This window comes from Burkholderia sp. AU27893 (genome assembly GCF_002223205.1).
In the GTDB taxonomy this organism is placed as follows: Bacteria; Pseudomonadota; Gammaproteobacteria; order Burkholderiales; family Burkholderiaceae; genus Burkholderia.
Genome location: NZ_NKFD01000003.1, coordinates 364798 through 389396 on the forward strand (window position 1 = coordinate 364798; position 24599 = coordinate 389396).

24 protein-coding genes are annotated in these 24599 nt (G+C 67.5%); 17 read left to right on the forward strand and 7 right to left on the reverse strand.

What is annotated here, in order from left to right; genetic code table 11:
* Window positions 1–28 precede the first annotated feature (28 nt).
* The 7 genes from CFB47_RS19750 (at window position 29) to CFB47_RS19780 (ending at window position 6915) form a co-directional block, all read left to right on the forward strand.
* The gene (locus CFB47_RS19750) at window positions 29–871 is read left to right on the forward strand and encodes a hypothetical protein (protein WP_089459062.1); all 843 of its coding nucleotides are present in this window, start codon (window positions 29–31) and stop codon (window positions 869–871) included.
* Window positions 868–2079 carry an acyl-CoA dehydrogenase family protein gene (locus CFB47_RS19755; protein ID WP_089459061.1) on the forward strand — a complete coding sequence of 404 codons (1212 nt, stop codon included), beginning with the start codon at window positions 868–870 and terminating at the stop codon, window positions 2077–2079. Before CFB47_RS19750 ends, CFB47_RS19755 begins: the two co-directional genes overlap by 4 nt.
* A gap of 136 nt (window positions 2080–2215) precedes the next feature.
* Entirely contained in the window at window positions 2216–3424 is a 1209-nt protein-coding gene (zigA, locus tag CFB47_RS19760) for a zinc metallochaperone GTPase ZigA (protein ID WP_089462008.1), read from the forward strand.
* Window positions 3425–3482: 58 nt separating this feature from the next.
* On the forward strand, window positions 3483–4403 hold the full coding sequence (gene folE2 / locus CFB47_RS19765; RefSeq protein ID WP_089459282.1) for a GTP cyclohydrolase FolE2: 921 nt from the start codon (window positions 3483–3485) through the stop codon (window positions 4401–4403).
* Complete coding sequence (locus CFB47_RS19770; protein WP_089462009.1) at window positions 4397–4975, forward strand: 6-carboxytetrahydropterin synthase; 579 nt, start codon at window positions 4397–4399, stop codon at window positions 4973–4975. The genes folE2 and CFB47_RS19770 overlap by 7 nt, the downstream gene beginning before the upstream one ends.
* A complete protein-coding gene (locus tag CFB47_RS19775; protein ID WP_089433370.1) occupies window positions 4975–5535 on the forward strand; it encodes a carbonate dehydratase in 561 nt (186 codons plus the stop codon). The genes CFB47_RS19770 and CFB47_RS19775 overlap by 1 nt, the downstream gene beginning before the upstream one ends.
* A gap of 3 nt (window positions 5536–5538) precedes the next feature.
* A complete protein-coding gene (locus CFB47_RS19780; RefSeq protein WP_089462010.1) occupies window positions 5539–6915 on the forward strand; it encodes a dihydroorotase in 1377 nt (458 codons plus the stop codon).
* Here the strand turns inward: CFB47_RS19780 and CFB47_RS19785 are convergent.
* On the reverse strand, window positions 6912–7376 hold the full coding sequence (locus tag CFB47_RS19785) for an Lrp/AsnC family transcriptional regulator (RefSeq protein WP_089462011.1): 465 nt from the start codon (window positions 7374–7376) through the stop codon (window positions 6912–6914). The two genes, CFB47_RS19780 and CFB47_RS19785, sit on opposite strands and share 4 nt — an antisense overlap.
* Before the next feature lie 154 nt (window positions 7377–7530).
* On the opposite strand from CFB47_RS19785, the gene CFB47_RS19790 reads away from it, so the two are divergent.
* The gene (locus CFB47_RS19790; RefSeq protein WP_089459056.1) at window positions 7531–8160 is read left to right on the forward strand and encodes a LysE family translocator; all 630 of its coding nucleotides are present in this window, start codon (window positions 7531–7533) and stop codon (window positions 8158–8160) included.
* A gap of 32 nt (window positions 8161–8192) precedes the next feature.
* Here CFB47_RS19790 and CFB47_RS19795 read toward each other — a convergent pair whose 3' ends face one another.
* On the reverse strand, window positions 8193–9041 hold the full coding sequence (locus CFB47_RS19795; RefSeq protein WP_089462012.1) for a helix-turn-helix domain-containing protein: 849 nt from the start codon (window positions 9039–9041) through the stop codon (window positions 8193–8195).
* A gap of 196 nt (window positions 9042–9237) precedes the next feature.
* Between CFB47_RS19795 and CFB47_RS19800 the strand changes: the two genes are divergently transcribed.
* A complete protein-coding gene (locus tag CFB47_RS19800; protein WP_089441566.1) occupies window positions 9238–10200 on the forward strand; it encodes a DUF2167 domain-containing protein in 963 nt (320 codons plus the stop codon).
* Complete coding sequence (locus CFB47_RS19805; protein WP_089462013.1) at window positions 10197–10922, forward strand: site-2 protease family protein; 726 nt, start codon at window positions 10197–10199, stop codon at window positions 10920–10922. The genes CFB47_RS19800 and CFB47_RS19805 overlap by 4 nt, the downstream gene beginning before the upstream one ends.
* A gap of 78 nt (window positions 10923–11000) precedes the next feature.
* Here the strand turns inward: CFB47_RS19805 and CFB47_RS19810 are convergent, their stop codons facing one another.
* Window positions 11001–12380 (reverse strand): MFS transporter, encoded by a 1380-nt coding sequence (locus CFB47_RS19810; protein WP_089462014.1) that lies wholly within the window; start codon window positions 12378–12380, stop codon window positions 11001–11003.
* A gap of 246 nt (window positions 12381–12626) precedes the next feature.
* Here CFB47_RS19810 and CFB47_RS19815 point away from each other — a divergent pair, with 246 nt between their 5' ends.
* Window positions 12627–14204: an aldehyde dehydrogenase (NADP(+)) gene (locus tag CFB47_RS19815; RefSeq protein WP_089462015.1), complete on the forward strand. Its 1578-nt coding sequence runs from the start codon at window positions 12627–12629 to the stop codon at window positions 14202–14204.
* 237 nt (window positions 14205–14441) lie between these two features.
* Window positions 14442–14993 carry a hypothetical protein gene (locus tag CFB47_RS19820; RefSeq protein ID WP_089429010.1) on the forward strand — a complete coding sequence of 184 codons (552 nt, stop codon included), beginning with the start codon at window positions 14442–14444 and terminating at the stop codon, window positions 14991–14993.
* A gap of 136 nt (window positions 14994–15129) precedes the next feature.
* Here CFB47_RS19820 and kdgD read toward each other — a convergent pair whose 3' ends face one another.
* Entirely contained in the window at window positions 15130–16044 is a 915-nt protein-coding gene (gene kdgD / locus CFB47_RS19825) for a 5-dehydro-4-deoxyglucarate dehydratase (protein ID WP_089441571.1), read from the reverse strand.
* Window positions 16045–16273: 229 nt separating this feature from the next.
* On the opposite strand from kdgD, the gene garD reads away from it, so the two are divergent.
* The 4 genes from garD to CFB47_RS19845 all read left to right on the forward strand — a co-directional run bounded on the left by garD (window position 16274) and on the right by CFB47_RS19845 (window position 19674).
* Window positions 16274–17827: a galactarate dehydratase gene (gene garD / locus CFB47_RS19830; protein ID WP_089462016.1), complete on the forward strand. Its 1554-nt coding sequence runs from the start codon at window positions 16274–16276 to the stop codon at window positions 17825–17827.
* A gap of 280 nt (window positions 17828–18107) precedes the next feature.
* A complete protein-coding gene (locus CFB47_RS19835; protein ID WP_089462017.1) occupies window positions 18108–18509 on the forward strand; it encodes a nuclear transport factor 2 family protein in 402 nt (133 codons plus the stop codon).
* Window positions 18510–18587: 78 nt separating this feature from the next.
* Window positions 18588–19043 carry an RbsD/FucU family protein gene (locus CFB47_RS19840; protein ID WP_089441574.1) on the forward strand — a complete coding sequence of 152 codons (456 nt, stop codon included), beginning with the start codon at window positions 18588–18590 and terminating at the stop codon, window positions 19041–19043.
* A 193-nt stretch (window positions 19044–19236) separates the two neighbouring features.
* On the forward strand, window positions 19237–19674 hold the full coding sequence (locus tag CFB47_RS19845) for a DoxX family protein (protein WP_069260786.1): 438 nt from the start codon (window positions 19237–19239) through the stop codon (window positions 19672–19674).
* 156 nt (window positions 19675–19830) lie between these two features.
* Here CFB47_RS19845 and CFB47_RS19850 read toward each other — a convergent pair whose 3' ends face one another.
* Complete coding sequence (locus CFB47_RS19850; protein WP_089462018.1) at window positions 19831–21138, reverse strand: MFS transporter; 1308 nt, start codon at window positions 21136–21138, stop codon at window positions 19831–19833.
* Window positions 21139–21479: 341 nt separating this feature from the next.
* Window positions 21480–22616, reverse strand: coding sequence for a branched-chain amino acid ABC transporter substrate-binding protein (locus CFB47_RS19855; protein WP_089462019.1), 1137 nt, complete (start codon window positions 22614–22616; stop codon window positions 21480–21482).
* A gap of 658 nt (window positions 22617–23274) precedes the next feature.
* Between CFB47_RS19855 and CFB47_RS19865 the strand changes: the two genes are divergently transcribed.
* The gene (locus tag CFB47_RS19865; RefSeq protein ID WP_089462021.1) at window positions 23275–24069 is read left to right on the forward strand and encodes an AraC family transcriptional regulator; all 795 of its coding nucleotides are present in this window, start codon (window positions 23275–23277) and stop codon (window positions 24067–24069) included.
* 79 nt (window positions 24070–24148) lie between these two features.
* Here the strand turns inward: CFB47_RS19865 and CFB47_RS19870 are convergent, their stop codons facing one another.
* Window positions 24149–24412 carry a hypothetical protein gene (locus tag CFB47_RS19870; protein ID WP_039367795.1) on the reverse strand — a complete coding sequence of 88 codons (264 nt, stop codon included), beginning with the start codon at window positions 24410–24412 and terminating at the stop codon, window positions 24149–24151.
* Window positions 24413–24599: the final 187 nt, after the last annotated feature.

Below are 24599 nucleotides of genomic sequence, written 5' to 3' on the forward strand. Positions count from 1 at the left end.
TCATTCATGATCCTGAGAGAAAGAACCTATGACCTTGCCCATCGGCGCGCCGCGCGAATGGAACGGACAATTCGAGGAAGCGTTGTTTCTCGACGTGGCGCGACGCCATCGTCCTGACTTCCCGGCGAAGCTCGCCACGCCGCCGCGCGAGCCGCACAACGACGACGAGCTGGCCGCCGTCGCCGACTACTACACGAAGATGGCGTCGCACGACCTGTTCATCGTGCAGGTCGTCGCGAAGGCGATCGACACGCTGTTCCGCGACGATCCGCATTTCCAGCTGATCCTGTCGCGCCAGCTCGGCGACGACGGCGCGCACGCGGTGATCGGCCGCGAACGCGTGACCGAACTGACGGGGCGCGATCCGCTGCCGGAAGTCGACCGCCTCGTCTCCGCGCACTGGGCGCGCATCGGCGACATCGCGGTGCGCGACATCGCGGGCTTTCTCGCGTTCGAATGGCACTACGAGCTGCACATCCTCGCGAAGCTGTGGATCCAGCGCAAGACCGGCCTCATCGGCGATTCCGCGATGCGCGAGCATGGCGAGAACCGGATCCGGCCGGACGAGGAATGGCATCGCGTGCAGATCGTCCAGTGGTGGTTCGACACGCTGAAGGCGCTGCCGGTGGCCGAACGCGATGCGCTGATCGATCGCGTGATCGCGGCCGACGAGGAAACGCAGGCGCGGCTCGACGGTTATCTGCACGACGAGTACGCGCATACCGCACACGTGTTCGGCGCGGATATCGCCGAATACCGCGCGATCTACGACGACTGGCGGCGCGAGATCCTGTCGCGGCTGACCGGCCGCCAGCTCGACGCGCTGGTGCCGCTGTCGGGTGAAGCGGTTGCGCAGGAAGCCGTCGCATGAACGATCCGCGTGGCCCGGCGACCTTTGCGCCCGATACCGATACGCCTGCTTTCGACCCCGTCGCGCTGGCGCGCGCGATCGACGCGTTGCGCACCACGGCCGCCGCGCGCGACCGCGCGGGCGGTCATGCGGCGCAGGAGAAGCGGTGGCTCGCCGATGCGGGCCTGCTGACGCTCGCGGTGCCGCGTGCGTTCGGCGGGCAGGAAGCCGCATGGCCCGAGATCTACGATGCGATCCGGCAGATCGCGCGCGTCGACAGCGCGCTCGCGCATCTCGTCGGGTTCCAGTGCCTGCAGGTGGTGAGCGTCGACGTGTGGGGCAACGCCGCGCAGCGCGAACGCTACCTGCGCGGCACGGTCGAGCAGCAATGGTGGTGGGGCAACGCGGTCAATCCGCTCGACACGCGGCTCGTGGCCACGGCCACGCCTGACGGCGGCTACCGGCTCGAGGGCGTGAAGGGCTTCTGTTCGGGCACGCGCGGCTCGCAGCGGATGACGGTGTCCGCGCACGATCCGGACACTGGCCGCACCGTGTTCGGCGTGGTGCCGACCGATCGTGCGGGGATCACGGTCAACGAAGACTGGGATCCGATCGGCCAGCGCCAGACCGACAGCGGCAGCGTGCGCTTCGACGGCGTGACGCTTGCGGCGGACGAGGTACTGCACCGTTCCGAGACGCCGCCGACCCCGCGCGCGACACTGCGCACGCTCGTGTCGCAGCTCGTGCTGACCAACCTGTTCGTCGGGCTCGCGGAAGGCGCGCTGGCGGAAGCGCGCGACTACGTGCTGAAGCATGGCCGCCCGTGGATCCAGTCGGAGGTCGCGCAGGCGAGCGACGATCCGTACACGCTGCAGCGCTTCGGCGACATGCGCGTGCGGGCGATCGCCGCGGCGGTGCTGGCCGATCGCGCGGCCGCCGCGTTGCAGCGTGCATGGGCGCGACAGGATGCGCTGACGGCGGACGAGCGCGCCGAGGTGGCGCTCGCGGTATCGGAGGCGAAGATCGTCGCGCAGCGCGCGGCGCTCGAGAACGGCGAGGCGCTGTTCGACGCCTGCGGCGCACGCGCGACAGCCGCGTCGCTCGGCCTCGACCGCTTCTGGCGGAACGCGCGCACGCATACGCTGCACGATCCGCTCGACTACCGGCTGCGGGATGTGGGCCGGTTCGCGTTGACGGGCGAGTTGCCGCAGGCGTCGCTCTATACATGACGGCGTGATGCCGGAGCGGCGCGGTCCGCTCCGGACAAAACCTAACCGGCATGCTGGACGTTTGAAATGATATGTTATATCGTTGCGATACTATGTATCACTCGATGATCGTCCACTCTCCTCCCGGAATCGCCCGATGAGCCCCGCACTCTCCCCGTCCACGCGGCTTCCCGTGACCGTCCTGTCCGGCTTCCTCGGCGCCGGCAAGACGACGCTGCTCAACCACATCCTGAACAATCGCGAGGGCCGGCGCGTCGCGGTCATCGTCAACGACATGTCCGAGGTCAACATCGACGCCGCGCTCGTGCGCGACGGCGGCGCGGGGCTGTCGCGCACCGACGAGAAGCTGGTCGAGATGAGCAACGGCTGCATCTGCTGCACGCTGCGCGAGGACCTGCTGATCGAGGTCGACCGGCTCGCACGCGAAGGGCGGTTCGACCAGCTCGTGATCGAATCGACCGGCATCTCGGAGCCGCTGCCGGTGGCCGAGACGTTCACGTTCGAAGGCGAGGACGGCCGCAGCCTCGGCGAAGTCGCACGCCTCGACACGATGGTGACGGTGGTCGACGCGTTCAATTTCCTGCGCGACTACGCGTCGCGCGACAGCCTGCAGTCGCGCGGCGAATCGATGGGCGAGGAAGATGCGCGCACGGTCGTCGATCTGCTGATCGACCAGATCGAGTTCTGCGACGTGATCGTGATCAACAAGATCGACCTGATCGACGCAAGCGCGCGCGAGCGGTTGGTCGCGCTGCTGCGCGGCTTGAACCCGCGCGCACGGATCGAGATCGCCGAATTCGGCAAGGTGCCGCTCGAGCGCGTGCTCGACACGGGCCTGTTCGACTTCGAAGCCGCATCGCGCGCGCCGGGCTGGCTGCAGGAGATGCGCGGCACGCACACGCCCGAGACCGACGAGTACGGCATCCGCAGCTTCGTCTATCGTGCGCGCCGGCCGTTCCATCCACAGCGCTTCTTCGATCTCGTCGAAAGCGAATGGCCGGGCGTCGTCCGCTCGAAGGGATTCTTCTGGCTCGCCACCCATCCGACCGTCGCCGGCTCGTGGTCGCAGGCCGGCGCGGTCGCGCGGCACGGGCCGGCCGGCTACTGGTGGGCGGCCATGCCGCCCGAGCGCTGGCCGCAGGATGCGGAAGCCGTCGCGCAGATCCGCGCGCGCTGGGACGAGCACGTCGGCGATGCGCGGCAGGAGCTCGTGCTGATCGGCATGGACATGGACGAGCCGGCGCTGCGCGCGCGCTTCGACGCGTGTCTGCTGACCGACGCCGAGATGGCCACCGGCCCCGAACACTGGACCACGTGGGACAACCCGTTTCGCGACTGGCCCTGACCTGACCGCGCTTCCTGCATCGATCCGGATGGAGAAGGCGCTCCACCGGATTCCGAGCATGAACGCACCGCTTCCCGATATTTCCCTGACCGATGCCGCGCCGGGTGGCCGCCCGCTCGAATGGGTCGGCATGCAGGGCATCGACCTGCCCGTTGCAGTGGCCGAACCCGGCTGCCGGCGCGACGTGCATGCGCGCGCCGACGTGCAGGTCGATCTGCCTGCGCCGCACGTGAAGGGCATCCACATGTCGCGGCTGTACCGGCTGCTCGACGGGCTCGATGATGGCGCGGCGCTGTCGCCGGCCGGCCTTCAGCGTGTGCTGCACGCGATGGTCGACAGCCATCGCGACTGCGACACGCGCAGCGCGCGGCTGCGGTTGCGCTTCGACTTGCTGGCACGCCGCGCCGCGCTGGTGACGGACGGGCTGGCCGGATGGAAAGCCTATCCGGTCCGGATCGACGCGATGCTGACCGGCTCCCGGTTCGCGCTGCGCGCGCAGGTGACGGTCGTCTATTCGTCGACGTGCCCGTGCTCCGCCGCGCTGTCGCGGCACTGGGTCGAGCAGGCGTTCCTGGCGGCATTCGGTCGCGACGATCGCGTGGAGCCGGCGGCGGTCGCCGCGTGGCTGAAGCGGCACGCGACGGCGGCCACGCCGCACAGCCAGCGCAGCGAAGCCGTCGTCAGCGTGGCGCTGCCCGCCGATGGCGCGACGCTGGGGCTGATCGACCTGATCGATCGCATCGAGCACGCGCTCGGCACGCCGGTGCAGACGGCCGTCAAGCGCGCGGACGAGCAGGCCTTCGCGGTGCTGAACGGCGGCAACCTGATGTTCGTCGAGGACGCCGCTCGCCGGGTCCAGGCCGCGCTGGACGGCCACCATGCGACCCCGCACGTGCACGTGCGCCATCTGGAAAGCCTGCATCCGCACGATGCGGTGGCCTGGGCCGCGCCGGTGCGCGAAGGCGCCGACGCATGCTGATCCGCAAGCTGTTCCGCTTCGAGAACGCGCACGTCGTGCGCGGCTGCAGCACGCGGCGCTGCTCGCATTCGATCCACGGCCATTCGTACCGCGTCGAGCTGCTGCTGGAAGCGCACGCGCTGGATCACGGGCAGATGATCTACGACTTCGGGCTGCTCAAGGGCGACGTGCGCGACCTGATCGACGCGTTCGATCACGCGGTGACGCTGTGGACGGACGACGACCCGTGTTATGTCGAAAGCATGCGCCGGCATTCCGAGCGCTGGGTGCTGCTGCCCGTGTCGCCGAGCGCCGAGCAGTTCTCGCGCGTGTTCTTTCGCCTCGTCGATGCGGCGCTGTCCAGCACCCGCATGACGAACGGCGAAGCCGACGTTCGGCTGCATTCGATCATCGTTCACGAGACCGAGACCGGTTACGCGCAGTGCTTTCGCGACGATGCGTTCAACCCGCGCATGGGCCGCATCGACCTGGACGACATCGTGTTCGCGCCGGCCATCGCCGCACAGTGGCGCGATCCGGGCCTGTTCGAGCGGATCAAGCGCGGCCGCCCCCTTTCAAGGCAGGAATCCTGATGATCAGAAAGAACCCGCGCGGCGACCTGCCCCAGATTCACCCGAGCGCCTTCGTCGATCCGACCGCCATTCTGTGCGGGCTCGTGATCGTCGAGGAGAACGTGTTCATCGGCCCGTACGCGGTGATCCGCGCCGACGAAACGGATGCCGGCGGCCGGATCGCGCCGATCGTGATCGGTGCGCATTCGAACATCCAGGACGGCGTGGTGATCCATTCGAAGTCGGGCGCGAGCGTCACCATCGGCCAGCACACGTCGATCGCGCATCGCGCGATCGTCCACGGCCCGTGCAAGGTCGGCAACGGTGTGTTCGTCGGCTTCAACAGCGTGCTGTTCAACTGCACGATCGACGACGGCTGCGTGGTGCGCTACAACGCGGTCGTCGACGGCTGCCATCTGCCGCCGGGTTTCTACGTGCGTTCGACCGAGCGCATCGGGCCGGAAACCGATCTCGCCGCGTTGCCGCAGGTGACGGCCGACGCAAGCGATTTCTCCGAGGACGTCGCACGCACGAACAATGCGCTGGTACTGGGCTACAAGCACATCCAGAACGAGTTCTGAGTCATGGACGAGCCTATCCGACGTGAAGCGGGCGTGAGCGATGCGCTGCGGCGACGTCACGCCGGCCTGCTCGTGCACGGCGGCACGGCGATGACGCCCAACGGGGCTGAGCGGATCGACATCGCGTGCGTGGACGGCCGTGTCGTCGCGCTGGGCGCATTGCACGGCACGTGGAGCGCCGACGTCCTGCTGGACGCCGGCGGCCTGCACGTGTTGCCGGGCGTCGTCGACAGCCAGGTGCATTTCCGCGAACCGGGCTTGACGCACAAGGAGACCCTCGAGGCCGGCACGCGCGGCGCGGTGCTCGGCGGCGTCACGACGATCTTCGAGATGCCCAACACGCATCCGCTGACGCTGACCGCGCAGGATCTGCAGGCCAAGCTGGATCTTGCGCGCGGCCGTGCCTGGTGCGACTACGCGTTCTACATCGGCGGCTCGGCCGCGAACGCCGAACGGCTGCCGGTACTCGAAAACCTGCCGGGCTGCGCGGGCGTGAAGGTCTTCATGGGCAGTTCGTTCGGCGACCTGCTGGCCGACGACGAAGCCGTGTTGCGCCGGATCGTGCGCAGCGGGCGGCGGCGCATGGCCGTGCATGCGGAAGACGAGGCGCGGCTGCGCGAACGCCGGGCGCTCGTCGAAGCCAGCGGCGACGTGCGTGATCATCCTCGCTGGCGCGACGAGGAAAGCGCGCTGGCGGCGACGCGGCGCATCGTCGGGCTGGCTGCCGAGACGGGCCGGCGGCTGCATGTGCTGCACGTGTCCACTGCCGGGGAAATGGCGTTCCTCGCGCGGCATCGGCATCGCGTGACCGTCGAGGTCACGCCGCATCACCTGAGCCTGCACGCGCCCGATTGCTACGCGCGGCTCGGCACGTTCGCGCAGATGAATCCGCCGGTGCGCGAGCGGCATCATCAGGATGCGCTTTGGCAGGCCGTGCGAGATGGCGTGGTCGATGTGATCGGCAGCGATCACGCGCCGCATACGCGCGACGAAAAACGCCGGCCTTATCCGCAATCGCCGAGCGGGATGACCGGCGTGCAGACGCTGCTGCCGCTGATGCTCGATCACGTGCAGGCGGGCCGCCTGAGCCTCGCGCGGCTGGTCGACCTGACCAGTGCCGGGCCGGCGCGCATCTTCGGCATCGCGGGGAAAGGGCGGATCGCGGTGGGTTACGACGCCGATTTCAGCATCGTCGACTTGCGAGCGCGTCGCGTGATCCGGGACGAATGGATCGCCAGCGTGAGCGGCTGGACGCCCTATGACGGGTGCGCGGTGACGGGCTGGCCCGTGCATACGGTCGTGCGTGGGCGGGTCGTCGTGCGCGACGGCGCGCTGAACGGGGAGCCGCAGGGGCAGGCCGTGACGTTTCTGGATGCCTAGATCGGCAGGCGAACCGTCTGCTTGATGCGCTTCAGCGGAATCTCGGTTTCGACGTTGCGGACGCCTTCGATCTGCGTGAGCGTTTCCATCTGAAAGCGCTGGTAGTCGTCGAGATCGCGCGCGATCACGCGCAGCAGATAGTCGTAGCTGCCGGCCATCAGATGACATTCGAGTACTTCGGGCGCTTGCTCCATTTCGCGCGCAAAGCGTTCGACGGTGGTCTTATCCTGGCGCTCCAGCGTGACGCGCACGAACGCGGTGAATCGCAGGTCGACGGCAGCCGGGTTCAAGAGCGCGACATACGCATCGATCACGCCTTGTTCCTCGAGCAGATGAACGCGGCGCAGGCATGGCGTGGGCGACAGCCCGGCCTGTTGTGCTAGTTCGGCATTCGTCTGGTTCGAATTCCGTTGCAATGCACGCAGAATGCGCCGGTCGATCGCGTCCAGTTTGATTGGCATTTTTTGCTACCAGAAGCTTGAAAACTAGAGATTAGCTCCAAATCGCGGATCTCACGTAGCCAAATACGCATCCAATCTCCACGGAAGGGCACCGATAATCTGAAGACCGGCCGGGCGATTCCCGCCCGCCGGCTATCCCTTCAGGAGCGCTCCCATGTCACATCTATCCTGGCTGCCGTTCATCGCAACGTCGCTTCTGATCATCGTCACGCCGGGTCAGGACATGGTGCTCGTGATGTCACGCACGCTGTCCGGCGGCACGCGCGCGGGCCTCGTGACGGCCGCGGGCGTCAGCGTCGGGCTGCTCGTTCATACGATGCTCGCGACGCTCGGTCTGGGCGCGCTTCTTCAGGCATCCGAATGGCTGTTCACGGCGCTGAAGGTGATCGGTGCGCTGTATCTGTTGTACCTCGGCATCACGTTGCTGCGTTCGTCGGGCGAACTGACGCTCGCGAGCGGCCGCGACGGTGCGCCGGCATCGCGGCTTCGCACGTTCGCGCAAGGCGCGCTGTCCAACGTGTCGAATCCCAAGGTCGCGCTCTTCTATCTGGCGTTCCTGCCGCAATTCGTGCCGGTGGGCACCGCGCATCCGATGCTGTCGCTGTTCGTGCTGGGCGCGACGTTTGCCGGCCTGACGTTTCTCGTCAAGGGGCCAGTCGCGTTGTTCGCGGGCCTGCTGTCTGCATCGATCCGCCGCAATCCGCGCATCCTGACGCGCATGCATCGCGTCAGCGGGGTGGTGCTGCTGGGGCTCGGCGTGAAGCTGGCGCTCGAGCGCCGCTGATCGCGGCCGCGGCGCCGGCGCGCCGGCCGGCTTTATTCCACCGGCAACGCATCCGCCAGCGCCCGCATGGCCTCCACCGTCTCCGGGTTCGCCGGAAAGAACGCCTCGATCGCGAGTTCCGACAGCGTCACGTCGACCGGCGTGCCGAACACCGTCGTCGTACTGAAGAACGTCAGTTCGCCGGCCGCCGTGCGCAGCCGCAGCGGCACGGCGATCTCCGCGAAGTCGGTGCGCGCCTGCGTGTCGTCGGGCTGGCCGGCCGGCGCCGGATACGCGGCGAGTTCGTCGTGCAGCGTGTGCAGCGTGCGGTCGCCGCTCGCATCGATCTGTCGCTGCAGCCGATGCAGGATGTGCGCGCGCCATTCGTGCCAGTTGACGATCTGCGACGCGAGCCCGTCCGGATGCAGGCTCAGCCGCAGCACGTTGACGGGCGGCTGCAGCAGCGCCGGGTCGGCTTGCGCGACCAGCGCGCCGAGCATCCGGTTCGCGGCGAGCAGCGTCCAGTGGCGGTCCACGGCGAGCGCCGGATAAGGCTCGTGGCCGCGCAGCACGGCTTCGACCGCATGGCGCGCGGCATCCAGTTGCGGATCCGAAAACGGCCGTTCGCGGAATAGCGGCGCGAAGCCGGCCGCGACGAGCAGCGCATTGCGTTCGCGCAGCGGTACGTCGAGACGCTCGGCAAGATGCAGCACCATCTCGCGGCTCGGCTGCGCGCGGCCCGATTCGACGAAGCTCAGGTGGCGCGCGGAGACGTCCGCGTCGAGCGCGAGCGCCATCTGGCTCAGGCGGCGGCGTTGCCGCCACGTGCGCAGCAGCGGGCCGATGCCTGGCGCGCGGCCGGCGGACGGGGAGGGCGAATGGAGGGCGGCGGTCGGGTTCATGTGGCAGATGATAGGCAATCCCGCGTACCTTGGGCATTACCTCGGACGTAAGCATCGCGCCGCTCCCCGGGCGCGTCACCGCGCTGCGTTACCATAGCCCCCGTGCCAACTGAGAGACGACGCCGGACCCGCGATTGAAAACGCCTGGGCCGGTGGCGTGCATATTTACGACAAGGCATTCCAGGGGAATCCAACAATGAAAAAACTTGCCGTCCGGCTCGCCTGCGTGGCGACGCTCGCATTCGCCGCGACCACCGGCCACGCGCAGACCGAAGCTGCGCAGGTGGAAATGAGGGCCGCCGCCGCGGCCGCCAACGACGCGGTCGTGAAGGGCCCGACCGATATCGACGTGAAACACGAAGCCGTGCTGAAGCTGAAAGCCGGCGAATCGTTCGTGCCGGCTGCCGAAGCCGGCCGCTACCTGCGCTCGATGGGCAACTCGATCGACGAATCCAAGCTGGTCGGCCTCGTGCTGCCCGACGATCCCGATGCCGACTGGATTTCGGTCGTGTCGTTCGAGCCGAGCGGCTATATCCGCGACGACGACGCGAAGGACTGGAAGCCCGACGAGCTGCTGAAGAGCCTGCAGTCCGGCACCGAGGAAGACAACCCGGGGCGCAAGGAGCGCGGCCTGCCGGAGACCGAGGTGGTCGGCTGGGCGAAGGCGCCTGCCTACGACGCCGCCACGCACCGGCTCGTGTGGTCCGCGATCATCCGCGACAAGGGTGCAGCCCCGAACGCCGAGAACGACGGCGTGAACTACCGGACGCTCGTGCTCGGCCGTGACGGCTACCTGTCGCTGACGATGGCGTCGACGCTGGCCGACCTGCCGAAATACAAGGCGTCGGCCGACGAACTGCTGTCGAACATCCGCTTCAACGACGGCAAGCGCTACGCCGATTTCAACAAGTCGACCGACCACGTCGCCGAATACGGCCTCGCGGCGTTGATCGTCGGCGTCGGCGCGAAGAAGCTCGGCCTGCTCGCGCTGATCGGCGCGTTTGCGGTGAAGTTCTTCAAGATCGGCGCGGTCGCGCTGCTGGCCGGTGGTGCGGCACTGAAGCGCTTCTTCGGGCGCAAGCCGAAGGCGGCCGCGGTGCCGGCCGTCGCCGAGGCATCCAGCGTCGCCGACGTATCCGGCACGGAGCGCAAGGAATGACGAAGCTGTTGCTGCTGATCTTCGGCGGCCTGAAGCTCGGCAAGGTGCTCATGTCGGCGGGCACCATGCTGGCGTCGATCGCGGTCTACGCGCTGTTCTACGGCTGGCGGTTCGCCGCCGGTTTCGTGGCGCTGCTGCTGGTGCACGAGGCCGGCCACTATATCGCCGCGCAGCGGCGCGGGCTCGACGTCGGGCTGCCGACCTTCATCCCGTTCGTCGGTGCCTGGATCCAGCTGAAGGAGATGCCGCACGACGCGGAAACCGAGGCGTACGTCGGGCTTGCCGGGCCGTTCGTCGGCACGCTCGGCGCGCTGGCCTGCTACGCGGCCGCGCGCCACACCGACAGCAACCTGCTGCTCGCGCTGTCGTACACGGGCTTCTTCCTGAACCTGTTCAACATGATTCCGCTGTCGCCGTTCGACGGCGGGCGGATCACCGCGGTGCTGTCGCCGCGCATCTGGTTCGCGGGCGTGCCGGTGCTGATCGCGCTGTTCGTGTACCGCCCGAGCCCGCTGCTGATCGTGATGGCGATCCTCGCGCTGCCGCAGCTGAAGCGTGCGTGGCGCTACGACCCCGACGCGCCGGAGAACCGCGTGTACTACGCGACGTCGATCGAGACGAAGACGACGTACGCGCTCTGCTACGTGGGCCTGCTCGCGTTCCTCGCGCTGATGACGTCCGGCGTGCACGACATGCTGCGCGTCGCGCATTCATCGATCTGACGGCCGGTACCCGAGGTCGAATGCAACAACGGCGGCCGTTTTCATGCGGCCGCCGTCGTTTTGTCTTGAAGCCGAACGTCAGGCGTCGCGATGACGCAGTTCGACGCGTTTGATGTCCTTCACGATCACGAGATAGCTGAACACGGTGACGAGCGCGTTCAGCCCGACGAACACGAGCGCGCCGTTGAACGAGCCGCTCGCGCCGACGAGGTAGCCGATCGCGATCGGCGCGACGATGCCGGCCGTGTTGCCGAACATGTTGAACAGGCTGCCCGACAGGCCGATCGCTTCCTTCGGCGCGGTATCCGCGACGACGGCCCAGCCGAGCGAGCCGATCCCCTTGCCGAAGAACGACACGGCCATCAGCACGATCACCAGCACTTCGCTGTCGACGTAGTTGCAGCCGATGATGACCATCGACAGCGCCATTCCGCCGACGATCGGGATCTTGCGCGCGAGCGTGAGCGACACGCCGCGGCGGATCAGCCCGTCCGACAGCATCCCGCCGAGCACGCCGCCGAGGAACCCGCAGATCGCGGGCAGCGACGTCATGAAGCCGGCCTTCAGCAGCGACATCCCGCGCGCCTGCACGAGGTAGATCGGGAACCACGTGAGGAAGAAGTACGTGAGCACGTTCACGCAATACTGGCCCAGATATACGCCGATCAGCATCCGGTTCGACAGCAGCTGGCGCACGTAGTACCAGCCGGCCACGCGGCTGCTTTCGGAGCGCGCGCCGTTGCCGCTGCGTGCGGCGGTGCGCACGAGGCCGCCGCCTTGCTCGATATGCTCGAGTTCCGCGCGGTTCACGGCCGGATGGTCGGCCGGATCCTTCATGACCCGCAGCCACAGGAACGCGAGCGCGATGCCCGCGAGGCCGAGCCACAAATACACCTGGTGCCAGCCGTACGCATGCGTCAGCCACGCCATCAGCGGCGAGAACACCACGGCCGCGAAGTACTGCGCGGCGTTGAAGATCGCCGACGCCGTGCCGCGTTCGGCGGTCGGGAACCAGCTGGCGACCACTTTCGCGTTCGCCGGAAAGGCGGGGGCTTCGGCGATACCGACCGCGAAGCGCATCGCGAACAGCGCGGCGACCGCGAACGCGGCGCTGCCGCCGAGGCCGATCGTGCTCTGCAGCAGCGTGAACGCCGACCACAGGAAGATGCTGGCCGCATACACGCGCCGCGCGCCGAAGCGGTCGAGCAGCCAGCCGCTCGGCAGTTGCGCGAGCACGTACGCCCAGCTGAACGCCGAGAAGATGTAGCCCATCGTCACCGGATCGATGCCGAACGCCTTGCGGATCGGCGTGCCGGTGATCGACAGCGTCGCGCGGTCCGCATAGTTGAGCGTCGTGACGACGAACAGCATCGCCAGGATCCAGTAGCGCACGGCGGTCCGGCGCGCGGTGCGCGCGAGGTCGAGCGGAAGCTCGCGAGAAGGGGTTTGATTAGACACTTTAATGTATGTCGTCGTATGACTTGGCGACAGTTTATTGGCAATAATCAGACGCAGAAACCTCGGGTTTTCCCTCTGGATGGTGACGTGAAGGCGTAAAAATCCCAGATATTGGCGCGTGAAATAAGGATTTTGCGCGTGCCGGCACCCGCCCGACCATAGACGCGAATTTGAGTCTTGGTGGGCGGACATCATATCTGTTGAGCTACAATGGACGATCTATTCCCGAACCACGGAGCACACCCCATGCAACTGACTGGAGAGATGCTGATCGGCGCCGAAGCGGTCGCCGGCTCGGCCGGTACCTTGCGCGCGTTCGACCCGTCGAAGGGCGAGCCGATCGACGCGCCGGCGTTCGGCGTTGCGTCGCAGGCCGACGTCGAGCGCGCATGCGAACTCGCGCGCGATGCGTTCGACGCGTACCGCGCGCAGCCGCTCGCGGCCCGCGCGGCGTTTCTCGACGCGATCGCGGATGAAATCGTCGCGCTCGGCGACGCGCTGATCGAGCGCGCGCACGCCGAAACGGGCCTGCCCGTCGCGCGGCTGCAGGGCGAGCGCGGGCGCACCGTCGGCCAGCTCCGGCTGTTCGCGCGCGTCGTGCGCGACGGGCGCTTCCTCGCCGCGTCGATCGATCCCGCGCAGCCGGCGCGCACGCCGCTGCCGCGTTCGGACCTGCGGCTGCAGAAAGTCGGCCTCGGGCCCGTTGTCGTGTTCGGCGCGAGCAATTTCCCGCTCGCGTTCTCGGTGGCCGGCGGCGATACGGCGTCGGCGCTCGCGGCCGGCTGCCCGGTGATCGTGAAGGCGCACGAGGCGCACCTCGGCACGTCCGAGCTGGTGGGCCGCGCGATCCGCGCCGCCGTCGCGAAAACCGGGATGCCGGCGGGCGTGTTCTCGCTGCTGGTCGGCCCCGGCCGCGTGATCGGCGCGGCGCTCGTCAGCCATCCGGCGATCCAGGCGGTCGGCTTCACGGGGTCGCGGCAGGGCGGGATGGCGCTCGTGCAGCTCGCGAACGCGCGCCCACAGCCGATTCCCGTCTACGCGGAAATGAGCAGCATCAATCCCGTCGTGCTGTTTCCGGCGGCACTTGCCGCGCGCGGCGACGCGATCGCGACGGGCTTCGTCGATTCGCTGACGCTGGGCGTCGGCCAGTTCTGTACCAACCCGGGCCTCGTGCTCGCGATCGACGGCCCCGATCTCGACCGCTTCGAAACCGTCGCCGCGCAGGCGCTCGCAAAGAAGCCGGCCGGCGTGATGCTCACGCGCGGCATCGCCGATGCGTATCGCAACGGCCGCGGCAAGCTGGCCGAACTGCCGGGCGTGCGTGAAATCGGCGCGGGCGAGGCGGCGCAGACCGACTGCCAGGCCGGCGGCGCGCTGTACGAAGTCGGTGCGCAGGCGTTCCTGGCCGAGCCGGCGTTCAGCCACGAGGTGTTCGGGCCGGCGTCGCTGATCGTGCGTTGCCGCGATCTCGACGAAGTCGCGCGCGTGCTCGAAGCGCTCGAAGGCCAGCTGACGGCCACGCTGCAGATGGATGCCGACGACAAGCCGCTCGCGCGCCGGCTGCTGCCGATCCTTGAACGCAAGGCGGGCCGCCTGCTGGTCAACGGCTACCCGACCGGCGTCGAGGTGTGCGACGCGATGGTGCACGGCGGGCCGTTCCCGGCCACGTCGAACCCGGCCGTCACGTCGGTCGGCGCGACGGCGATCGAGCGTTTCCTGCGGCCGGTGTGCTACCAGGATTTCCCGGACGATCTGCTGCCGGAAGGGTTGCAGGAAAGCAATCCGCTCGCGATTCCGCGGCTGCGGGACGGGAAGGCGGAGTGATGACGCACCTCGATTGAGGGAGCGTTCCATTGCGACCGGTGAGCCTGGGTGCTTGCGGGTTGCAACAAACGAAAAGGCGGAAGTGGCCGGTAAGCCGCTTCCGCCTTTTTTGCATCGCAGCTTTGGGGCCGGCTTTCCCGCCGCCCGCTTTTCTCCTACAGTACCGAAGCCCCGGGTCGACCGACCTGCAGGCGAAACCTGAGAGATCCAGAAAAAGTCTAAAAGGGTACCGAATCCATGAATATCAACAAACGTGGCGACCACCTGTTCGCGGCCGGATTGTGGAAAGCGATCGGCGACGTCGCAAAATCCGTGCGCACCCAGATTGGCCAGTACAGCGAAGGACGCGTGCTTGCGAATGCACTGCTGGAATTCCAGCGCGACCTGGGCGGCAGCGAATTCGACATCACGATCAACCAGGGGCGGCTCGTCACCGGTTCCGACGCGCATTCGCTCGTGTTCGGTCAAGCCGTTCGCCGCTTCCGGCAGGACATGGAAGCGCTGGTGTTCGCGCTCCAGTACCGGCGCGGCATCGATGAACGCGATCCGGGCCTGCGCACCGAAGCGTTGATGCAGGCGAACAGCCAGCTCGCGACCGCGAAGCAGTCGGCGACGATCACGGTCGGCCGGTTCTTCGACGCGGTCGTTGACCGCGACGTACTCGGGCAGATCCTCGGCAGCGAATCGAATTCGCGCGCGCGATCGGGTGCGCAGGACCAGATCGAGGCGACACGCGTCAAGCTGGGGAACGTGCGTTACCGGATCGTCGGGGTCATCGCGCAGATGTGACGGTGGCGACACGCATGGCGGCGGATGCGTGCGTCATCGCGGAAAGCGCGCAAAAGGGCGCGGCCGGCGAATGCCGGCCGCGATGTAGCACTGCCGGCGCGGTGCCAATGCGACGCGCGCCGCCGACGAACACCGCTTATTGCGGCCCCATCTTCTTGATCAGCACGTCGAGCTCCGCCGCTTCTTCGTCGGTGAGATCGACGAGCGGCGCACGCACCGGGCCTGCGTCGTGGCCCACGAGCCTCGCGCCCGCCTTCACGATGCTGACCGCGTAGCCCGCGCGGCGATTGCGGATCTTCAGGTACGGCAGGAAGAATTCGTCGATCAGGCGGCCGACCGTGGCGTGGTCGTCCTTCGCGATCGCTTCGTAGAATGCCATCGCCGTCTTCGGGATGAAGTTGAACACGGCCGACGAATACACCGGCACGCCGAGCGCCTTGTACGCGGCGGCATAGACTTCAGCCGTCGGCAGCCCGCCGAGGTACGCGAACCGGTCGCCGAGCCGGCGGCGGATCGTCACCATGCTTTCGATTTCGCCCACCCCGTCCTTGAAGCCGATCAGGTTCGGGCAACGATCGGCGAGGCGCTCGAGCATGTCGGCGTTCAGCTTCGAATTCGCGCGGTTGTACACCACGACACCGATCTTCAGCGCACGGCACACCTGCTCGACGTGGTCGGCGATCCCTTCCTGGCTGGCTTCGGTCAGGTAATGCGGCATCAGCAGCACGCCGCTTGCGCCGAGGCGCTCGGCCTCCTGCGCATATTCGATCGCGACGCGCGTCGCGCCGCCCGCGCCGGCGAGGATCGGCACCTTGCCCTTGCAGGTTTCCGTCGCGACACGGATCACGTCCGAATACTCGCGCTGCGTGAGCGAGAAGAATTCACCGGTGCCGCCGGCCGCGAACAGTGCGCTCGCACCGTACGGCGCGAGCCATTCCAGGCGCTCGGCATAGGTGGACGGGCGGAAGCTGCCGTCGGCGTCGAAGTCCGTCAGCGGAAACGACAGCAGGCCGTGGGAAATGATCTGTTTGAGTTCTTGCGGTGAGGTCATGGTTGGGTCGTCCGTCTAGCGCGAGTGCTGGGTTCGTCGGGAACGGCATACGAGCCACATTGGCGATGTCGTTGTATGTCATCGTACAACGAGGGGAGGGGGGACGCAAGCGGTTTGCTGGTAAAGAAATAGTAGGGTCTTTCCGGATAAGGGTTTACGCAGCATCGCCGACTCCGGTCGAATGTCGTATGATGACTAACGATATGGCCGATAGCCTCCAGGAATTCCGATGACTGCTTCCCCGCTCTATATCCGTGTGCATCCGGACGACAACGTCGCGATCGTCGTCAACGACGGCGGCCTGCCCGAGGGCGCGACGTTCGCCGACGGGCTGACGCTGCGCGAAGGCGTGCCGCAGGGGCACAAGGTCGCGCTGGTCGACCTCGCGGCCGGCGACCCGATCGTCCGCTACAACGTGGTGATCGGCTATGCGCTGGTCGAGCTGCGCTGCGGCAGCTGGGTCAACGAGCGCACGATGCGCATGCCCGAGCCGCCGGGGCTCGACGACCTGCCGCTCGCAACCCGCGCCGCGCCGCCGCTGCCGCCGCTCGAAGGCTATACGTTCGAGGGCTTCCGCAATGCCGACGGCTCGGTCGGCACCCGCAACATCCTCGCGATCACGACGACCGTCCAGTGCGTGTCGGGCGTCGTCGAGCACGCAGTGAAGCGGATCAAGGCCGAGCTGCTGCCGCGCTACCCGAACGTCGACGACGTGGTCGGGCTCGAGCACACGTACGGCTGCGGCGTGGCGATCGACGCGCCCGATGCCGACATCCCGATCCGCACGCTGCGCAACATCAGCCTGAATCCGAACTTCGGCGGCGAGGTAATGACCGTGAGCCTCGGATGCGAGAAGCTGCAGCCCGAGCGCCTGCTGCCGCCCGGCACGATTCCGGTCGCGGCCGACGGTGCGACCGACAACGGCGGCGTGGTGTGCCTGCAGGACGCCGCGCACGTCGGCTTCAACTCGATGATCGACTCGATCATGACGATGGCCGAATCGCATCTCGAGCGGCTCAACCGCCGCCGCCGCGAGACGTGCCCGGCATCGGATCTCGTCGTCGGCGTGCAGTGCGGCGGCAGCGACGCGTTCTCGGGGCTCACCGCGAACCCGGCCGTCGGCTTCGCGGCCGACCTGCTGGTGCGCGCGGGCGCGACGATCATGTTCTCCGAGGTGACGGAAGTGCGCGATGGGGTCGCGCAGCTCACGTCGCGCGCGGCGACCGAGGACGTGGCGCGCGAGATCATCCGCGAGATGGACTGGTACGACCGCTACCTGCAGCGCGGCCGCGTCGACCGCAGCGCGAACACGACGCCCGGCAACAAGAAGGGTGGCCTGTCGAACATCGTCGAGAAGGCGATGGGATCGATCGTGAAGTCGGGCAGCGCGCCGATCGCCGGCGTCGTGCGTCCCGGCGATCGCGCGAAGCAGAAGGGGCTGCTGTACGCGGCGACGCCCGCGAGCGATTTCATCTGCGGCACGCTGCAGCTCGCGGCCGGGATGAACCTGCATATTTTCACGACCGGCCGCGGCACGCCTTACGGGCTCGCGCAGGTGCCGGTGATCAAGGTCGCGACGCGCAGCGATCTCGCGCGCCGCTGGCACGACCTGATGGATCTCGACGCGGGTCAGATCGCGACCGGCGCGGCCACGATCGAGGACACGGGCTGGGCGCTGTTCCGGCTGATGCTCGACGTCGCGAGCGGCAAGCGCCGCACGTGGGCCGAGCAATGGAAGCTCGCGAATGCGCTGACGCTGTTCAATCCGGCGCCGGTGACCTGACACGCGCGGCTGTTGCCACCGGACGAAGCGGGCGCCCGAGGGTGCCCGTTTTCATTTCGGTGGAGCAAGTGTCGGCGGGATGTCCATGATGAGGAGAACTTGCAGCATGGCGGATCATGTCCGGCGTGCGAAGCGGCCACTGGCTCGACGCGACCGGCGCGATTTCCTTACCCCGCACGTAATCGACCGCCCGCGCTAGGCAGGCGACGATGACTGCACGCGAACACGAAACACGCCACGTTCGCGACATCGTCTTCTCATCGACACAAGGAGCCTCGCCATGAACACCGCCCAATCCGCATCGTCCGCTTCTTCCGTTCACGCCGACCTGATCGACCGCTACATCGACGCCTGGAACGAACCCGACGTCGCGCGCCGCCGCGCACTGATCGACGCGACCTACGCGAGCGACGCGGCCTATCGCGATCCGCTGATGACCGGCGACGGCCACGCGGGCATCGACGCGATGATCGCGGCCGTGCAGGCGCGTTTCCCCGCGTTCCGCTTCCGCCGCACGACGGACGTCGACGGGTTCGGTCAGCACCTGCGGTTCTCGTGGGCGCTCGTGTCGCCCGACGGCGCGGCGATCGTGAAGGGTTCGGACTTCGGCACCGTCGACGCGTCGGGCCGCCTCGCATCGGTCACGGGTTTCATCGACGAAATGCCGGCCGCGGCGTCGTGACGCGAGCGACGCATGCGCAGTGTCCACCGGGATCGGGTAACGTTATGCGTTCGTTCCTGATCCCGGAGACTAGCCGACATGCTGAAGAATCTCGACCCGCTGCTGCACGCCGACATCCTGCACACGCTGCGCGCGATGGGCCACGGTGACGAAATCGCGATCTGCGATGCGAATTTCCCGGCGGAATCCGTCGCGGAGCACACGGTGGTCGGCCGCGCGTTGCGGATCGACGGCGCCGATTCGGCACGCGTCGTGCGCGCGGTGCTGTCCGTGCTGCCGCTCGACACGTACGTCGACACCCCCGCGTGGCGAATGGAAGTCGTCGGCGACGCAGCCGCGGTGCCGCCCGTACAGCGCGAAGTGCAGGCCGAGATCGATCGTGCCGAAGGGCGCTCGGTGCCGCTCACGGGCATCGAGCGGTTCGCGTTCTACGAGCGCGCGCAGCAGACGTACGCGGTGATCGTCACCGGCGAGCTGCGCGGCTACGGCTGCTTCATCTTCAAGAAGGGCGTGTTGTTGAGCGACGCGGGCTAAACGCGTTTTCATCCCGCCGTCATCGGGCCGCGCGGCGGCCGCCGTGTAAAGATTTGCTACAACCTTTTTCTTGGACACGGCCGAAACTCTGTCTATGCTGGCCCATTTGCCGCAGGCCCCGCAGGGTCGCGCGGCGCCGAGCTGTCCGGGTGTGCTCCGGGCAGCCGGCCGAATTGCATACGAGGAGAGAGGCATGACGCGTTCCGTCGATTCCGGCGTCATTTTTTTCGCGCGCCTGGCGCTGGCGGCGTTGTTCCTGTGGGGCGGCGTGATGAAGCTGCTCGGCTATGGCGATTTCATCGGCTACCTGCATGGTCTGAACGTGCCGTATCCGCAGGTGATCGGGCCGATCGTCGTCGCGATCGAGGGGCTCGGCGGGCTGCTGCTGATCGTCGGCTACAAGGTGAAACCGCTCGCCCTGCTGATGGCGTTCTACACGGTCGCGACCGCGATGGTCGGGCACAATTTCTGGGACGCGACGGACGCCGCGGTCCAGCACGACATGGTGATCCATTTCTGGAAGAACATCGCGATCGCCGGCGGTTTCCTGCTGCTGTTCGTCACCGGCGCCGGCGGCGCGAGCATCGACGGCCTGCGTCGGCCGAGCACGACGTACGGCAGCCTGCGCTGATCGCACCGACTCGGGCCGTTGCCGTTGCGCTGAAGCAAAACAAAAGGGCCGAATCCCGCGGGATTCGGCCCTTTGTTCATGGAGCGCGCGTGCGTCGCGTGTGCGTCCGGTCATTCGATGCGGCGCTGGACGCCGCCGCACGCGCCCCGTCGCCGCTCAGTGCGGCGAATCCTCCTTCGCATCCTTCGAGAACTGCACGGCGATCGCGCCGAGCACGCAGATCGCCGCGACGTACACCACCGGTGCGAGCGGGTTCGACTTCATCATCAGCGACACGATCACCGGCGTGAGGCCGCCGAAGATCGCATACGCGACGTTGTACGAGAACGAGATGCCCGAGAAGCGCACGACGGCCGGGAAGCTCTTGACCATCACGAACGGCACCGCGCCGATCGTGCCGACCATGAAGCCTGCGATCCCGTAGTAGAGCGGCAGCGTCGACGCGTCGGCCGCGACCTGCGCGAACAGGAGGTAGTAGCACGCGGCCAGCCCGATGCCGCCGATGGCGAGCACACGCTTCGCGCCGATCCAGCCCGCGAGCGAACCCGCGGTGATGCAGCCGGCCGTCAGGCACAGCGTCGCGACGCTGTTCGCGAACAGCGTCGTCGCGGGTGTCAGGTGGAACTGCTTCTGCAGCAGCGCGGGCGTCATCAGGATCACGACGACGATCGCGGCCGACAGCATCCACGTGAGCAGCATCGACACGATCACCGCGCGGCCGTGGTCGCGCAGCACGGCCTTCAGCGGAATCTCGGCCGCGAGCGCCTTTTTCGCCTTCATCTCGGCGAACACCGGCGTCTCGTGCAGCCAGCGGCGCAGGTACACCGAGAACAGGCCGAACACGCCGCCGAGCAGGAACGGGATGCGCCATGCGAACGCACCGACTTCGGCGCTCGAGTAACGGCTGTTGATGCCGGCGGCCACCAGCGAGCCGAGCAGGATGCCGGCCGTCAGGCCCGCGGTCAGCGTGCCGCACGCATAGCCGATGTGGCGCGACGGCACGTGCTCGGACACGAACACCCACGCGCCCGGCACTTCGCCGCCGACGGCCGCGCCCTGCAGCACGCGGAACAGCAGCAGCAACACCGGCGCGAGGATGCCGATCGTGTCGTAGGTCGGCAGCAGGCCCATCAGCAGCGTCGGCACGGACATCATCAGCACGCTCAGCGTGAACATCCGCTTGCGGCCGAACAGGTCGCCGAAGTGCGCCATGATCACGCCGCCGAGCGGACGCGCGAGGTAGCCGGCCGCGAAAATGCCGAACGTCTGCAACTGGCGCAGCCAGTCGGGAATGTCGTGCGGGAAGAACAGTTGCCCAATCGCCGGCGCGAAGAACACGAAGATGATGAAGTCGTAGAACTCGAGGGCGCCGCCGAGTGCGGCGAGGCCAAGGGTCTTGTAGTCGCTGCGCGTGAGCGCGCGTTCGGCGGCGCGAGGCACGCCGCTCAATTCGGAAGCTTGCATGGTCAGGACGATCGGTTTTCGAATGTTGTTGTCGGTGCTGCGTCTCCAGGGCCCGCTTTTCGGCATGGACTGACAAGGCGCGGCTTGCGTCGTCGAAGCGTGCGGCGAGCCGGGTGCGGCACGAAACACGCGCCGCCGCACCGGGATGGGGCGCGACGGAGACGAAGCGTCAAAGCGGGTGGGGGGATTCTACAGGAGCGCGAAATGCACGCGCGTGGGGGCGCGCCGAGGAACGGTTCGGATCGCGAAGCCGAAGCAGGCGCAGACGCGGACACAAAAGCGCACGCGGCGCGGGCGGCCGGTGAGCCGCTGACGCGCCGCGCGGGGCAGGGTCTTGCGGATCAGTTGCCGGCGATCGTATCGACGGGCTTGAACGCGCCGTGCTCGACCTTGTAGATCGTCACCGGCGCATCCTTCAGGTCGCCCTTCGTGTCGTACGCGATGCTGGGGGCCGACACGCCCTTGACCGACACCTTGCCGAGATACGGCGTGTACACCTTCGGATCGGTCGAGTTCGCGTCCTTCATCGCGGTGAGCAGCGCGATCGTGCCGTCGTACGCATACGGCGAGTAGGTGATCACGTCTTCGTTGAAGCGCGCCTTGTAGCGTGCCGCGTAACCGGAGAAGCCCGGCATCTTCTCCTTCGGCAGCCCGCCCATGTAGACGATCGCGCCTTCGGCCGCGTCGCCGCCGACCTTCAGGAACGTCGGCGAGCGCGACATCTCGCCCGTCACGAACGCCGACTTCATCCCGAGCTGGCGCATCTTGCGGATCATCGGCGACGATTGCGCGTCGCCGCCGCCGTAGAAGATCGCGTCCGGGTTCATGCCCTTGAGGTTGGTCAGGATCGCCGAGAAATCGAGCGCCTTGTCGTTCGTGAAGTCGCGCTTGATGATCGTGCCGCCGGCCGCTTCGACGGCCTTCGCGAATTCGTCGGCGATGCCCTGGCCGTAGGCCGTGCGGTCGTCGATGATCGCGATGCGCTTGAAGCGCAACGTCTTCACCGCGTACGTGCCGACGATACGGCCCGCCTGCGCGTCGCTCGTCAGCAGCCGGTAGGTCGTCTTGTAGCCGCGCGCCGTGTATTGCGGCGACGTGGCCATCGAGATCTGCGGCAGCCCCGCGCGATCGTACAGGTCGGACGCGGGAATGCTCGTGCCCGAGTTGAAGTGCCCGATGATCCCGCGGACGTTGTCGTCGATCAGCCGCTGCGCGACGGTCGTGCCGGTGCGCGGGTCGGCCTGGTCGTCCTGCGAGTCGAGCTGGAACGTGACGGGCTTGCCGCCGATCGTCGGACGCGTCGCGTTGAAATCGGCGATCGCGAGTTGCACGCCCTTCTGCATGTCCGTGCCGTAGTTCGACTGCGGGCCGGTCAGCGGTGCGGCGAAACCGATCTTGACGACGTCGGCGGCGATGGCGTGCGCGCCCGACAGTGCGCAGGCAGCGGCCAGCGCGACGTGCGATACCTTCAGCTTCACTTTCACTTCCCCTTGATGGCGTGGTTGGGCCGCCGCCGGCTGGCGGGCCGGCGCCGGTAAACCGGGCGAGACGGTTCAGTCGGCAGGCCGATGCGAGGGCCATGCGTGCGTGCCGCGTGCTGCCCGGGCTGTGCCGGAATCGGCGTACCGGATGGCCGATGCCGCAGGCCATGCATGCCGATTGCTGCCGCGGCGTGAGGTCGTCTCGTGACCGTGAAGCGAAGTCTAGATAGCGAAAATGCGTGCGTCTTGCGCGTTCGATGCGCGGCCGGCGACGATATCGGCATATCGTCGATAACCCTGATATATGCCGAAATCGTCATGCCGAATGCGCAAACGCGCCAAGACGCTGCACGTTCGCATTTTTATGCTGGCGAGTTCAGGCGTACCGTGCCGGCGTGCGAGTGCGCCAGTCCGCGCGGCGTGCCGGCACCGGCGCACGCGAGGTGGCTCCGTCGACACAAGCGGAGTCGCGGCCGGCCGCCGCACGCTCGACGCAGTGGTTGCGCACGCAACATATGTCGCATGACGATGCCGGCCGATCGGCGGCGCGTTGCGACGGCTGCCGCCAACTTGCCCGCCTTTGCGATCGGCGCGACGCGATCGAAGGGCGCTTCTATAATCGACGCCATCTGCCACTCGCATTGCGGTTGCCGGGATGACGCCCTTGCTTGCCGTACCGCCCATGAGCCTGTCCGAACCGTTGCGCTACCAGCCCGACAATGCCGATTTCGGCGCGATGCTTGCGCACTTCCGCCTGCTCGAACCGGTGTTCGACGCACTGCCGGACGTCGCGTTCTTCGTGAAGGATGCGAGCGGCCGCTACGCGATCGTCAATCGCACGCTGGCGATGCGCTGCGGCTACAAGGACAAGCGCGACCTGCTCGGCAAGACCGCCGACGAAGTGTTTCCGCGCCGCTTCGGCCGCAGCTATTTCGAGCAGGACATGGCGACGATCAACGCCGGCCAGCAACTGACGGACCAACTGGAGCTGCACCTGTATCCGGGCCGTCAGCCGGGCTGGTGCCTGACCTGCAAGGAGCCGCTGCGCGACGCTGCGGGCAGGGTGGTCGGCCTCGCGGGCATCTCGCGCGACCTGAAGGCGCACGAGGGATCGCACCCGGCGTACAGCCGGCTCGCCGACGTCGTCCAGCACATCCAGGATCACTACGTGCAGCCGCTGAACCTGAAGCATCTCGCGCAGATGGCGGGGATGTCGGTCGCGCAGCTCGAACGCTACTTCCACAAGGTGTTCCACCTGACGCCGCGCCAGGTGCTGCTGAAGGCACGGCTCGATGCGGCCACCGCGCTGCTCGTCACGCACGACAAGGTGACCGACGTCGCGGCGCTATGCGGCTATACGGATCACAGTGCGTTCACGCGCCAGTTCAAGGCGACGGTCGGCGTCACGCCGACGGAATACCGGTTGATGCTGCAGGAGCGGGCAGGGTGACGCGACACGCCGACAGGGCCGGCGGGTCGCTGGGAATCGGGGTGATGCGGGAAAGCGGGAAAGGGATGAAAACGTCGGCTCAGCGGTAGCCGAGCCCTTTCAGCACGGCGGTGCCGTCTTCGGTCAGCCGGAAGCTGGGTGCCGTTTCGGTGTCGAGCTTGACCATCTCGACGAGACCGGCTTCCTGCAGCGCAGGCAGTTCGGGTTTGGCATTGGCGCCGATCGGTGCGTGCAGCAGCACGAGCAGCGTCGCGATTTCGTGATGACTGAGCAGGCGGCGCAGCATCGTCTTCTTTGCAGGGGGCGCGGCCGGGCGGCCCGCGGGTGCTTCTACGGCGCTCATCGCTTTCCTCCTTTTCGAGATAACCATCGGGTACTGGTTGCGGATGGTGCCGTCGAAGACTTAAGCGATTCTTAAAACCGCACGGGGCGACGCGATGCTGCGCTGCGGTACGGGTTACCGGATGTAACGCCCGATGGAATACGGTTTCCGGCCAGATCGCGGCGAGCCGTGCGGGCGGGGGCGCGGC